General features: G+C 73.2%; 9 protein-coding genes and 1 tRNA gene. 4 read left to right on the forward strand and 6 right to left on the reverse strand.

Features of this window, described 5'->3' with window-relative positions; all coding sequences use genetic code 11:
- Window positions 1-12: 12 nt before the first annotated feature.
- From ACIGG8_RS35530 to ACIGG8_RS35540, 3 genes are all read right to left on the reverse strand, one after another.
- Window positions 13-801, reverse strand: coding sequence for an SDR family NAD(P)-dependent oxidoreductase (locus ACIGG8_RS35530; protein WP_396552754.1), 789 nt, complete (start codon window positions 799-801; stop codon window positions 13-15).
- A 59-nt stretch (window positions 802-860) separates the two neighbouring features.
- Window positions 861-1,679, reverse strand: coding sequence for a BTAD domain-containing putative transcriptional regulator (locus tag ACIGG8_RS35535; RefSeq protein WP_396552755.1), 819 nt, complete (start codon window positions 1,677-1,679; stop codon window positions 861-863).
- A gap of 299 nt (window positions 1,680-1,978) precedes the next feature.
- Window positions 1,979-3,121, reverse strand: coding sequence for a Rieske 2Fe-2S domain-containing protein (locus ACIGG8_RS35540; RefSeq protein WP_396552756.1), 1,143 nt, complete (start codon window positions 3,119-3,121; stop codon window positions 1,979-1,981).
- Between the two features lie 218 nt (window positions 3,122-3,339).
- Here ACIGG8_RS35540 and ACIGG8_RS35545 point away from each other — a divergent pair, with 218 nt between their 5' ends.
- Together ACIGG8_RS35545 and ACIGG8_RS35550 are read left to right on the forward strand one after the other, a co-directional pair.
- Window positions 3,340-4,974: an alpha/beta hydrolase gene (locus tag ACIGG8_RS35545; protein WP_396552757.1), complete on the forward strand. Its 1,635-nt coding sequence runs from the start codon at window positions 3,340-3,342 to the stop codon at window positions 4,972-4,974.
- Between the two features lie 106 nt (window positions 4,975-5,080).
- A complete protein-coding gene (locus ACIGG8_RS35550) occupies window positions 5,081-7,039 on the forward strand; it encodes a glycoside hydrolase family 5 protein (protein WP_396552758.1) in 1,959 nt (652 codons plus the stop codon).
- Window positions 7,040-7,159: 120 nt separating this feature from the next.
- On the opposite strand, the gene ACIGG8_RS35555 is transcribed toward ACIGG8_RS35550, so the two are convergent.
- Window positions 7,160-7,690, reverse strand: coding sequence for a GNAT family N-acetyltransferase (locus tag ACIGG8_RS35555; protein ID WP_396552759.1), 531 nt, complete (start codon window positions 7,688-7,690; stop codon window positions 7,160-7,162).
- A gap of 205 nt (window positions 7,691-7,895) precedes the next feature.
- Here ACIGG8_RS35555 and ACIGG8_RS35560 point away from each other — a divergent pair, with 205 nt between their 5' ends.
- Window positions 7,896-9,254, forward strand: coding sequence for a S28 family serine protease (locus ACIGG8_RS35560; protein WP_396552760.1), 1,359 nt, complete (start codon window positions 7,896-7,898; stop codon window positions 9,252-9,254).
- A 110-nt stretch (window positions 9,255-9,364) separates the two neighbouring features.
- Here the strand turns inward: ACIGG8_RS35560 and ACIGG8_RS35565 are convergent, their stop codons facing one another.
- A complete protein-coding gene (locus ACIGG8_RS35565; RefSeq protein WP_396552761.1) occupies window positions 9,365-10,861 on the reverse strand; it encodes a phosphodiester glycosidase family protein in 1,497 nt (498 codons plus the stop codon).
- Window positions 10,862-10,875: 14 nt separating this feature from the next.
- Window positions 10,876-11,604, reverse strand: coding sequence for a peptidase inhibitor family I36 protein (locus ACIGG8_RS35570; RefSeq protein WP_396552762.1), 729 nt, complete (start codon window positions 11,602-11,604; stop codon window positions 10,876-10,878).
- A 640-nt stretch (window positions 11,605-12,244) separates the two neighbouring features.
- Here ACIGG8_RS35570 and ACIGG8_RS35575 point away from each other — a divergent pair.
- Window positions 12,245-12,318: transfer RNA gene (locus tag ACIGG8_RS35575), tRNA-Met, on the forward strand.
- Window positions 12,319-12,474 lie beyond the last annotated feature (156 nt).

Raw genomic sequence — 12,474 nt, forward strand, 5'->3', positions numbered from 1 at the left:
ATCGCGCCGGGGTTACTGGGTGGCGAGTCCGCCGCAGACGTTGAGTGCCTGGGCGGTGATGCTGGCGGCGGTCGGGGTGGTGAGGTAGCCGGCCAGCGAGGCGACCTCCTCGGGGGTGGTGTAGCGGCCGAGCGGGATGTGCGTCTGGAAGTGCTGGTGGATGGTCTCGGGCGTGGTGTTGTAGGCGGTCGCGTACTCGTGGTGGATCCGCGTGGTGTGCGGGGTCTGGACGTAGCCGGGGCAGATGGCGTTGACGGTGGTGCCGGTGGGTGCCAGCTCCTTGGCCAGCGCCCGGGTGAAGCCGATCACGGCGTGCTTGCTCGCGGTGTACGGCGCGCCCAGGGTGACGGCCTGCTTCCCGGCCGTGGAGGCGATGTTGATGATGCGCGGGTTCGCGGTGCTGGTGATGTGGCCCTGCCGGAGGGTTTCCCGGGTGACCAGGAAGACGGCGTTCAGGTTGGTGTCGATGACGTCGTACCACAGGTCGTCGGTGGTGGTCGCGGTCGGTCCGCCGCCGGTGCGTCCGGCGTTGTTGACCAGCACGGTGATCGGGCCGTGCTCGGCGACCGCGTACCGGATCAGCTCGGCGACCTGGCCGGGGTCGCGGACGTCGCAGGTGCGGCCGTCGGCCTGGTGGCCCTCGCCGCGCAGGGTGACCAGCGCCTGGTCGATGTGCGGGGCGGTGCGGGCGCAGATGAAGACACGGTGGCCGCGGCTGCCGAGTTCGCGGGCGATGGCCAGGCCGATGCCGCGGGTACCGCCGGTGATCAGGGCGAGGGGTTGCTCGGGTGCGGTGGTCATGACGCGTCCTGTGGGTGAGGGCTGGGAGAGGTCTGCGGGGACGGCCGTACGGACGGGGCTCAGGCCGAGTACAGGTTGTAGGTGGTCGGGTGGGCGGTGGTGGGCGTGTTGAGGGTCGGGTCGAGGGTGAGGATGGCGTGCTGCAGGTGCTGCAGGTGCGGGGAGGGCTGGATGCCGAGTTCGGTGGTCAGCCGGTGCCGCAGGTGGTGGTAGGTGGTGAGGGCGTTGGTCTGCCGGCCGGCCCGGTAGAGCGCGACCATGGCCTGGGCGTGCAGGCCCTCGTGGTGCGGGTGCTGGTGGGTCAGGTGGGTGAGTTCGGGGATCAGTTCGTTGTGCCGGCCGAGCCGCAGGTCGGTGTCGATCCGCCGTTCCAGGGTGATCAGCCGGCTCTCCTCCAGGCGCATGATCTCGATGGTGAGGATGGGGCCGGGCCGTACGTCGACCAGGGCGGGGCCGTGCCAGAGCGCGAGGGCCTGGCGGAAGTGGGTGGCGGCCTGGTGGTCGTGGCCGTGGTTGAAGGCGTGCTGGCCCTGGGTGATCAGCAGGTTGTAGGTGTGGACGTCCAGGCTGTCCGGGTGCGCGGTGAGCTGGTAGCCGCCGTGGCGGGTGGTGAGGATGTCCTTGGCGGTGGTGTCCGGGGTCGGTCCGAGGGCCTGGGTGATGCGGCGGCGCAGCTGCAGGATGTACGTCTGCATGGTGGTGAGCGCCTGTCTGGGCGGGTCGTCGCTCCAGATCTCCTCGATGAGGGTGGCCGTGGGCAGGATCCGGTTCGGGTAGAGCGCGAGCAGCGCGAGGATCTGGCGCTGCTTGGCGGCGGAGGGGACGACGGATATGCCGTTGAGGTCGGCGGTGAGGGGGCCGAGGACTCTGAGCTGCATGGCGGTTCCCCTTTCGTGCGCGGGACGGTTGTCGGGCGCGTGACGTGTGCTCGGGAGCGGATCGGTCGGCCGTGCGTGGGGCGGTGGGTCGGGCGATGTGTCGTGCTGGTGTTCGAAAGCAGGGGATGGTGGGGGGTTGCGTCGCACCTTAGTTGCGCCGGGAGGCGGGGGCCGGATTCCTCAAGTGCCCGTCGAGCGCGGTTCCGGGCGCTCTGGTGGGGCTCTCCGGGCACGACGGGGCGGCGGGGCGCCGGCCCGGGTGGGGCCGGCGCCCCGCAGCGGGGCGGGAATGGGTGCGTTCAGCCGCGGGTGGCGCCGCTCCGGGCGCTGTCCGGTGCGCCGTCCGGTGCGCCGTGGGGCGTGCCGCTCGCGGGCGTGGCGGCCGGCGCCGGGAGGTGCGCCTGCCGGTCCGGCGGGTAGAACTGCCGGGCCCAGTGCCGCATCGCGCCGATCGGCCCGTCCCCGGCGGCGAGCCGGGGCGGCGACTGGTACCGCTTGGTGGACCAGATCGGGAAGTCGGCCGAGGTGAACTCCAGGTTTCGCTTGAACATCGGCCCCGCCAGCACCGCGGTCACCGCGCGGCTGACCGTCCGGGCGACGGCCGGCGGCAGCCCGGCCGGCTCCCGCATGGCGAAGCGTCCGGCCTGCCGCAGCTGCATCCGGCCGGGGGAGACCTGGGTGGCCATCACCAGCGAGCAGATCTCCAGGTCGAGCGAGGGCGTGCGCACGTCGGTGTGCAGCGCGGTCAGCCCGTACCCGTCCACCTCCACGTCGACCTGCCGCATGCCGAGCAGCGGGAAGGTCTCCCGCACCCGCATCGAGACGTGGAAGCGGGGGCCGTCGAACTCCACCGGTGCCGCCAGCTCGCCCTGCGGCCAGCCGTGCAGGGTGACGAAGTGGCCCAGGTCGAAGGAGTTCTCCATGACGTCCTGGGCGTGGCCGGGCATCTCGAAGGAGGCGTACCGCAGCGGCTGCCGGCCGTCGCCGAGCCGGTGCCAGGACGGGATCTCCCAGTCCGGTTCCCGGCCGTCGTGGTGGCGCCAGACGAAGACGGCCTCGTTCACCTCCCGCACGGGCAGCTGCGCCAGGGCGGCCTTCGGCGGCGGGGTGCCGTAGCCGGTCCGCACGCAGCGGCCGTCGGGGTCGAAGGCGAACCGGTGGAAGGGGCAGACCAGGTCGTCGCCCTCGACCGCCGCCAGGCCGAGGTGGGCGCCCAGGTGCGGGCAGTACGGGCGGATCGCGCGCAGGCGGCCGTTGCGCAGCCGGTACAGCACGACGTCCTCGCCGGCGAGTCGGCGGGTGAGCACGGTGCCCGGCCGGAGTTCGGCGGAGAAGGCGAGTGCGGACCACCCGTCGGGGTAGGGCAGGGCCGGTGGCAGGGCGACGTCGGCGGCCGTGGGGCGGTCGCTGACGGGGTGGACGTGCTGGTGGGACACGCGCATGAACTCTCCTGTCGGGTCCGTCCGGCGCCGCCCCTCCCAGGCGATGAGCGCTCGAACGACATGCATTTCAGATGCTAGCCAGGGGTGGTGTGTGTCCGCACGACAACCTCCTTGTGGCAGTGGAAGTCTGATGATCAGTCAGTCGTGCATGGTCAAAGCTTGGCAAATTCCGGTCGCTCCTCTGGATGTGCCATTGCACATGTCACATCATGCTCCCCATGAGAAAACCCCTCGCCCTGCTCGCGGCCCTCACGGCCGTCGCCGCCCTCGGCGGAACCTCCGCCTCCGCCGCCGGACCCGACGCCACCGACCTGGCCGACACCGGCCAGGGTGCGCTGGTCTGGAGCTCCTGCAACGACGCCACCACCCCCGCGCTGCAGTGCGCGATGCTCGACGTGCCGGTGGACTACGCCGACCCGCACGGGCGGAAGATCGCCATCAAGCTGAACCGCCTCCCGGCCACCGCGCCCCGGGAGAAGCAGCAGGGGCCGATCCTGCTCAACCCCGGCGGCCCCGGCGACTCCGGGCTCTGGATGCCGGTGTCCATCGCCTCCCAGCTCCCGGCGGACGTCGCCTCGACCTACGACTGGATCGGCTTCGACCCGCGCGGCACCAACGGCAGCGACCCCCATGTGGTCTGCGACGCCCACTACTTCGACGCCGAGCGCCCCGACTACCAGGTGAGCCAGGGCACGTCGAAGGCCTGGCTGAAGAAGGCGGCCGGCTACGCCGCCGACTGCGCGGCGGACTGGTCCTGGCTGCTGCCGCACATGACCACCGTCGACAACGCCCGCGACATGGACAGCATCCGCCGGGCGCTCGGCGTCCCGAAGATCAACTTCTACGGCGGATCCTGGGGCACCTCGCTGGGCTCCACCTACGGCCAGCTGTTCCCCTCGCACGTGCGCCGGATGGTGCTGGACAGCATCGTCGGACCGACCATCAGCTGGTACGACCACAACATCCTGCAGGACAAGGAACACCAGCGCCGCTTCGAGGCCTTCGCGGCCTGGACCGCCAAGGCCGACTCCGTCTACCACCTGGGCACCGACGCCGCCGCCGTCGAGCGGGCGTACGGCCAGGTCGAGGACGCCCTGCGCAAGGAGCCGGTGGACGCCGCCCCCGCGCCCGGCCGGATCGGCCCCGCCGAGTTCGAGGACACCTTCTACGGCGGCGGCTACAACTTCCTGCGCTGGCCCCGGATGGCGACCGTGCTCTCCGCCTACCTCACCCAGCACGACACCCGTCCGCTGGCCATCGCGTACAACCGGTACGCCGCCCCGGGCGCTGACGACGGCACCTTCCCGGCGTACAACGCGGCGCAGTGCACCGAGAACGCCTGGCCGCGCGACTGGGAGGTCTGGAAGAAGGACCAGGCGAAGGTGAACGCCGTCGCGCCCTTCTACACCTATAACAACATGTGGTACAACGCCGCCTGCATGTTCTGGCCGTACCAGGGCAACCCGGCGGGCCGGCTGAAGATCACCGGCAAGGGCCTGCCCCCGGTCCTGCTCTTCCAGGCCACCGAGGACGCCGCCACGCCGTACGAGGGCGGGCTCGCCATGCACGACGCGCTGCCCGGCTCCAAGCTGGTCGTCCAGAACGGCGGCAGCTTCCACGAGATCCTCTTCCACGGCAACGCCTGCCTGGACGACACCTTCACCGCCTACCTGCGCGACGGCAGCCTGCCCCAGGGCAAGGGACGGATCGCCAAGACCTGTGCGCCCGAGGCCGATCCGGACCCGGTGTACGTGACGCCGCCCCCGGCCGCGGCCAAGGCCGCGCCCGCGACCGCCCCGGTCACCGGCCTGGCGCCGACCGACCCGGAGGCCGTGCACGGCGTCCTGCGGTAACGACGCCGAAGCCGGGTGGCCCGTTCGACCGCGGGCTACCCGGCAGTCACATCCGCGGCGTATGGTCGGTCCCCGTCAATTCCGCGCCACCCTCACCTCACCCGGGATGACCATGAAGAGACTCGGAACGCGCCTGCTCGCCGCGGCCGCGTGCCTGCCCCTGCTCGCCGCCGTGCCGGCGGGCGCCGCCGCCGCCGCGCCCCGGGCCGGGGCCGCCGCCCAGGCCGGCGCGCAGGCCGTCCAGGCAGGCGTGCAGACCGGCCCCGAACTGGCCGCGTCCTGGACCGGACCGCTCAGCACCCGCGGGCGCTACATCGTCGACGCCAACGGCGCCCGCTTCAAGCTGAAGTCCGCCAACTGGGCCGGAGCCCAGGGCACCTGGGAGGGCAGCGGGAGCACCGACGACCCCGCGAACAACCAGGCCGGGCAGGTCTCGCACAACATCCCGCTGGGCCTGGACCGGGTGCCGCTGGAACGCCTCATGGCCGACTTCCACGGCCTCGGCCTCAACAGCATCCGGCTGCCGTTCGCGAACGCGATGATCCACGACCCCGCCGCCGTACCGGACTCCGCCGTCGCCGCCAACCCGCAGCTGCGCGGCCGCACCCCGCTGCAGGTGTACGACGCCGTGGTCGCCGCGCTCACCGCCGACGGCTTCGCGGTCGTCCTCAACAACCACACCACCGGCTACCGCTTCTGCTGCGGCCTGGACGGCAACGAGCGCTGGAACAGCGGGCAGTCGACCCAGGCGTGGGAGGACGACTGGGTGTTCCTGGTGAACCGCTACCGGGCGAACAAGCGGGTGGTGGGCGCCGACCTGCGCAACGAGGTCCGCCGCGACACCTGGGACGACCCCAACTGGGGCATGGGCGACGCCCACGACGAGTACGCCGCCTTCGAGGAGGCCGGCAACCGGATCCTGCAGGCCGACCCGGACATGCTCGTCATCATGGAGGGCATCAACTGGTACGGCATCCCCGCCGCGATCTTCAGCCACGGGCGTCCGATGCTCACCCCGGTGCGCAACCTCTCCAACACCCTGATCGACTCCGGCAAGTTGGTGTACTCCGCGCACTTCTACGCCTACACCGGCCCGGCCAACACCGGCGCGGGCAGCGGCCCGGGAGCGACCGGCGACCCCCGCTACGAGGACTTCACCCCCGAGCAGCTGGCCCAGGTCGTCGACGACGAGGCGCTGTTCGTCACCCAGGCCGGGCAGCACTTCACCGCACCGGTGTGGATCAGCGAGTTCGGCGCGGGCGGACGCGGCTCCACCGACGCCAAGGAACAGGCCTGGCTGCACACCTTCACCGACCTCCTGGCCGCCCGTGACGCCGACTTCGCCATCTGGCCGCTCGTCGGCTGGGCCGACACCGCCGGCCGCCCGCTGGACACCTGGGCGCTGCTCTCCTACGACCCGGCGGGCAAGCGGACCGGCCTGACCGACCCCGGCGACTGGCGGGCCGCCGACTGGACCAAGCTGGTCGGCGCCCCGGCACTGACCGGCCCGGTGGCGCCGGTGAACCACTGGAACATGCTCGACCTCGACCACGGCGACCAGAACGTCTCCCGCCGGATGGCCGGGGTGGACTGGAGCAGCGGCAACCGCAAGGGCAACTGCCCGGACGGCCAGCGCCTGGTCGCCCTCGGCCGCAGCGACAGCCGGGGCCTGTGCACCGACGCCGGCGAGCCCGCGACGGGCACCGGCGACTGGGTCACCGTCACCGACGAACGGTACGTCACCGGCGGCGACTGGGCGTCCGGCTACAACAAGCTCCAGTGCCCCGACCGCACCTTCGCCGTCGGCTACAGCGTGCACAGCGACGCCATGTCCGCCCTGCTCTGCGCACCCGCGGCCGGCCCGCTGCCCACCACCGGCCGCGCCGTGTGGTTCGACCACGGCGACAACCGCCCCGCCACCGGCGGCTCGGTCGCGAGCGACTGGGCGCCGGGCCACTACAAGGGCCAGTGCGCGGACAACGAGTACGTCGCCGGCGTCGCCTACACCTGGAAGTGGCTCCACTACGGCGTGCCGGACGCGCTGCTCTGCCGCCCCCTGGCCTGAGCGCCGCCGCCCGTCCGCGGGATCCCCGCCGCTGCCGGCCCGAGGCGTACGCGCCCCGGGCCGGCACCGGCCCGCGGCGGACGGGCGGTCAGTCCGCCGTGGGCGGCCGCATCGGCCGGTTCACGCCCGCCACTCCTCGGCCGGCAGCCCGAGCACCACCTGGTCCACGAACTCCCCGCACGCCCACGCCGCGCCGCGCAGCCGCCCCTCCGCGGTGAAACCGGCCCCGGTCGCTGCCCTGATCATCGGTGTGTTGTCCGCGAGCGTCTCCAACTGCAGCCGGTGCAGGCCGAGCACCACGAACCCGTACCGGCACAGCACCCGGACGACGTCCGTCGCGAACCCGCGGCCGCGGTGGCCCGGGCGCAGGGCGAGGCCCAGGTGGGCGCTGCGGTTGTGGGCGTCGATGCCCCACAGGAGGGCCTCCCCGGCCAGTTCCCCGGAGGCCGTGTCGACCACGGAGAAGCACGCCGCCTCGTCGGACGGCCCGGTGACGGCGTACGGCGACTGCGCCGATCCCGGTGGGAGGGGCCGCCAGGGGCGGGAGTCGGCCCGCGAACGGGTCGCCACGTCGTCGTGGAGCTCGGTCTGGAGCACCGGGACGTCGGCCTCGTGCCGGGCCCGGAGGGTGATGTGAGTGCCCTGTAGCATGTCACATTGCTAACACCGTCACCCGGTCCGCGGCCACCGGTTTTCCACGGGCGGACAGGACGGAGAGGACGGGCGGGACGGGGGGCCGGGGGGCGGTCGGTCGCCGCCTCCCTCCCGGGAGGGAGAAGCCGACCCTCCGGGGCGGGATCCGCGCAGGTCACAGCCCCGGTTGACTGGGGGCAACGACAACCGGGGAGGAAGACCCATGCTGCGCGGGCGAATCGGACGACTGCTGGCCCGGACGACGACGGCGGCGGTGGTGGCGCTGGCCGGTACGGCCGCACTGCCCGCCGCCACGGCGGCCGGAGCCGAAGTCGGGGCGGGAGTCGGGGCCGGACCGGCGGACATCCGGGCCGCGATCGAGGCGGTGCCCGGCCTGCGGATCGTGGAGGAGAAGCCCGCCGCACCCGGCTTCCGCTTCTTCGTCCTGACGCTGCACCAGCCCGCCGACCACGCCCACCCCGAGCGGGGCGGCTTCGACCAGCGGCTCACCCTGCTGCACCGCGGCACCGACCGCCCCACCGTGCTCTACACCAGCGGCTACGACCTCTCCACCGCCCAGTACCGCTCGGAGCCGGCCGAGCTGCTGGACGGCAACCAGGTGAGCACCGAGCAGCGTTTCTTCGGCACCTCCCGGCCCGACCCCGCCGACTGGGACGACCTCGACATCCGGCAGGCCGCCGCCGACCACCACCACGTGATCGAGGCGCTGCGCGCCGTCTACCGGGCACCGTGGATCTCCACCGGCGGCAGCAAGGGCGGCATGACCACCGTCTACCACCGCCGCTTCTACCCGCAGGACGTGGCCGGCTCGGTCGCCTACTCGGCGCCGAACAACGTCGACGACCGCGAGGACTCCGCCTACCTGGACTTCCTGCGCACCGTCGGCACCCCCGAGTGCCGCACCGCCCTGCAGGCCGCGCAGCGCGCCCTGCTGGAGCGCCGCACCGCCCTCGTCGCCCGGTACCAGGCTTGGGCGGACTCCCGGGGCGACGGCTTCCGGCTCGTCGGGAGCGCCGACAAGGCCTTCGAGATCGCCGTCCTGCGCGCGCCGTTCATGTTCTGGCAGGGCCGCGGCCAGGCCGCCTGCCCGGCGGTGCCGCCCGCGGACGCCTCCGACGACGCCCTGTACGGCTGGCTCTCCGACGTCGCCCAACTGCCCGTCTACGCCGACGCGGTGGCCGGGAAGTTCGTCCCGTACTTCTACCAACTGGGCACCCAGCTCGGCTACTTCCCGGTCGAGACGGCCCACCTGGCCGGCCTGCTGCGCTACCCCGGCGCCACCGAGCCGCGCACCTTCGTCCCGCAGGACCTCCCGATGCGCTACCGGCCGCAGGCGATGCGCGACGTCGACCGCTGGGTCCGCACCCGCGGCGAGCACCTGATGTTCGTCAACGGCGCCGCCGACCCGTCCGTCGCCGAACCGTTCCGCCTCGGCGACGGCTCGCGGGACTCCTACCTCTTCGAGGTGCCGGGCGGCACGCACTCGGTGCGGATCGCCCAGCTGCCCGCCGCCGACGCCGCGGCGGCGACCGCCGCGCTGCGCCGCTGGGCGGGGGTGTAGCACGGCGGAGGAGCGGCGCGGCAGCCGAGCGGCCCCCGCCCCCGGTTCGACCGGGGACGGGGGCCGCAGCGCGCCCGTGCGGGTGACCGGTGACCGGTGACCGGGCGGGCCTACTTGGCCAGGCCGTAGCCGCCGACGGCGGCGTAGACGGTGTCGGCGACGTGGCGGGGGGAGGAGTCGGTGGTGGTGGTCACGGGCGGCTCGTTGCCGTTCTGGTCGCGCAGGTTGAGGGTGGTGGAGCCGCCGCCGTCCAGGTTGACCGCGTCGACGAGGTTGAGCGCCTTGAGCAGCTGGGCGAACTCGCTGCGGGTGGCTCCGGACGCGAGGGGCGCCGGGCCGCCCTTCTGTCCCTCGACGGTGACGAAGAAGAGGTGGCCGAAGCCGTCCGCCCCGCCGCCGGTGCGCCAGGCCCGTGCGGTGTCGTCGGCCGGCTGGTAGACGACCGAGGCGTCGCGGATCAGGACGTCGCCCGCGGGGGTCGCGTACAGCGCTGGGTCGATCGGCTGCTCCACGGCGCCGGCCGGGGCGCGGCCGAACCAGGTGTCGGCGAGGGTGTCGCCGAAGCGGGTGTCGGTGATCACCGTGTGCAGGGTGACCGGCCGGCCGGCGCAGGCGTTGTCCCAGAGCCAGGTCGCGCCGTCGCCGGTGCCCTCCAGGGCCCGCCCGCCGGGCGGCACGTCGTGGCCGCCGCGCGGGGCGTCGGAGACGATGCCGCCGGGCGCGGCGCCGGGGCGGAAGCAGGCGGTGGCCACGCCCGCCGCGTTGAACAGCACCTCGACGCCCGGGTCGTCGTCGGTGGTCGTGTCGGTCTGCTTGAGCACGTCGGGAGCCGGCGTCCTCGCCCCGAACTCGGGGGTGAACTCGACGATCTCCGACGGATCGAAGCAGACGCCGCCGACGACCGTCACGTCCGTGTTGGCGGGGTCGGTGTTGCGCAGGCAGTGGCCGGCCCGGCCGGGGAGCCGGTTGATGCCGTCGACCTTGCGGCTGACGGCGCCGTCGTCGGAGAGCTGCACGCTGAGCCCGGTGGCGAGCTCGGTGATGTACGGGCGGCCGTTCTGCAGCATCAGCACGGAGTTGGCCGGGCGCAGCCCGACGGCCTTGCCGGTGACGGTGTCGTAGACGTAGCGGCCTCCGCCGGCCTCGCTGAGCAGCCGCCCGTTCTTCAGCGAGGTGCCGCCGAGGTCGCCGAGGAAGATCCGGTTCGCCGGGTCCAGGACCACGCCGTCGTCGAAGTAGCCGCCGTTGACCCCGAGGTAGGGGCGCCGGCTGCTCACCCCGGTGGTCTGCTCCAGCATCTCCTGGACGGTCTGCGTGGTGTACATGCCCTGGCCGATCGAGCCGTCGAAGGTGATCGGCGCCCGGCTCGGGTCGATGTCCATGACGTTGACCGTCCACGTCCGGTCGGCGTCCTGGTAGACGGTGCGGGTGATCCCGGGGAACGGCGTGGTGGCGGAGGCCTGGGCGAGGGTGATGCCGCCGAGGACGATGCCGGTGTCCGCCGCGTCGGCCAGGCCGCTGCCCGGGACGGCCAGGACGGAGGCGGCCAGCCCGAGGGCCGTGGCGGTCCGCAGCGCGGCGGCGCGCCGCACGAGGGTGTGCTTCATGTGGGGCTCCCGGGTCAGCAGAAGTCGGTGGCGGGGCGGCCGTCGGCGGCGGTGACCAGACGGTCGGAGCTGAGCGTCCCGGCATACGGCGCGGGGACGAAGGTGCTGTCGCCGCTGAGCACGACGAAGGCCCGGTAGGTGGAGCCGTTGGCGCTCCAGGAGCCGGCGAGCCCGTTCTCCGGGTAGAAGCAGGCGTGCTTGGCGGTGTGGTTGAAGACCGAGACCGCCCGGTCGTTCCACCCGGCGCCGTAGTCGCGGACCTCGTCCTCGGTGAACGAGGTCATCGCGCCGCGGCCGCTCTCCTCCGCGAACAGGCAGAGCCGCCCGGTCTCGCAGCGCTCGTAGCCGGTGAAGCAGCCGGCCTTGGACTTGGCGCCCTTGAAGGAGGTGACCTTGCCGTCCAGGTGGGTGCCGAGCTCGGCGAGGGTGGCCTGGCCGCCGGGTCGGACGGCCTGGACGGTGCCGCCGTAGCCGGCGTCGGCGTAGAGGCAGGCCCAGTAGGGGGACCGGTTGTCCACCGAGCGGGCGCGGTCGTTCCAGGCGGGGTCGACGCCCTGGACGGGGACCCGGGGGTCGTTGGCGAGTTCGGCGCCCTGGCCGCCGTCCTGGTCGTAGAGGCAGAAGCCGCCGGCGGCGCAGTGGCTGGTCCAGCTCGCGGCGGTGGCCCGGGTGCCGGGCAGGACGGCGAGCACGAGCGCCACGAGCAGCATGCCCATGACGGCGCGCGGAAGGTGTTGCCTCACGGCGGAGTTCTCCTCGGTGGAGGTGGCGGGTGGTCCGAGCCGGGCTCGGGACGCCGTGGTTCGGGATCGACCGACCTCGTGAATGCGGACACCGAATCCGGCTCGCGGAGAGTCCATCGAACAGCGAAACCGATCGGGATGCGGGCGGAATCGGAAACATCCGGCCCGGTCGGGCGTCGGATCCGAGCAGGAACTCCCGAGCGCGCCCCCGTGTGCACCCTGTGAAGGCCGCTTCCCCGGCGCCAGGGCAGAACTGTAAGGGCGTCAGGTCGCCGCGCTGCGCTGCCGCCCGGCCCGGCCGGCTGTCTCACGGCTGTCTCACGCTCCTGACGTGCAGCTGTGTCGACGGTCGAGGAGGTGAAGTGGAGACGCGGTAGCGCCCCTCGCCGAGCGGCCCGGCGGTCCGGGGCCCGGATCGCGCGTGCGGGTGACCGGAGGCCGCTTCGGGTGCGATGGGCCGACCGCCCCCTTTCCCGGGAGGGGCGACACCATGCCGGGGAGGGGCGACACGATGCCCGGGAATCGATCGGGACGCGTCCCGCGCCGAGCGCGGGAACGGCACCGCCGTCGGCGCGTCGTCCGGGCCACCGGAAAACCGATTTCGTGTTCGGCGGACTGTCGCATAGAGTGGTCTCACCGACGCGGGGTGGAGCAGCTCGGTAGCTCGCTGGGCTCATAACCCAGAGGTCGCAGGTTCAAATCCTGTCCCCGCTACTACCAGGGCCGGGGTCGACGCTTGAGGGCGTCGGCCCCGGCCTTTTTCGTTCGGCCGCGGCGCCGTCGCGCGGCCCGTCCCCTCGCCCGGTCCGGCCCGTCCCCTCGCTCGTCCCGCCGGTGACCCTGCCGTCCCGCCGGTGCGCGGCCGCTTTT

This window comes from Kitasatospora sp. NPDC085464 (assembly GCF_044541955.1).
Classification (GTDB): Bacteria; Actinomycetota; Actinomycetes; order Streptomycetales; family Streptomycetaceae; genus Kitasatospora.

What these genes read in the sequence shown, in the direction of transcription:
- ACIGG8_RS35530 (WP_396552754.1), bottom strand. Translation starts at nt 801, where the DNA reads ATGACCACCGCACCCGAGCAACCCCTCGCCCTGATCACCGGCGGTACC.
- ACIGG8_RS35545 (WP_396552757.1), top strand. Translation starts at nt 3,340, where the DNA reads ATGAGAAAACCCCTCGCCCTGCTCGCGGCCCTCACGGCCGTCGCCGCC.
- ACIGG8_RS35565 (WP_396552761.1), bottom strand. Translation starts at nt 10,861, where the DNA reads ATGAAGCACACCCTCGTGCGGCGCGCCGCCGCGCTGCGGACCGCCACG.
- ACIGG8_RS35560 (WP_396552760.1), top strand. Translation starts at nt 7,896, where the DNA reads ATGCTGCGCGGGCGAATCGGACGACTGCTGGCCCGGACGACGACGGCG.
- ACIGG8_RS35555 (WP_396552759.1), bottom strand. Translation starts at nt 7,690, where the DNA reads ATGCTACAGGGCACTCACATCACCCTCCGGGCCCGGCACGAGGCCGAC.
- ACIGG8_RS35535 (WP_396552755.1), bottom strand. Translation starts at nt 1,679, where the DNA reads ATGCAGCTCAGAGTCCTCGGCCCCCTCACCGCCGACCTCAACGGCATA.
- ACIGG8_RS35550 (WP_396552758.1), top strand. Translation starts at nt 5,081, where the DNA reads ATGACCATGAAGAGACTCGGAACGCGCCTGCTCGCCGCGGCCGCGTGC.
- ACIGG8_RS35540 (WP_396552756.1), bottom strand. Translation starts at nt 3,121, where the DNA reads ATGCGCGTGTCCCACCAGCACGTCCACCCCGTCAGCGACCGCCCCACG.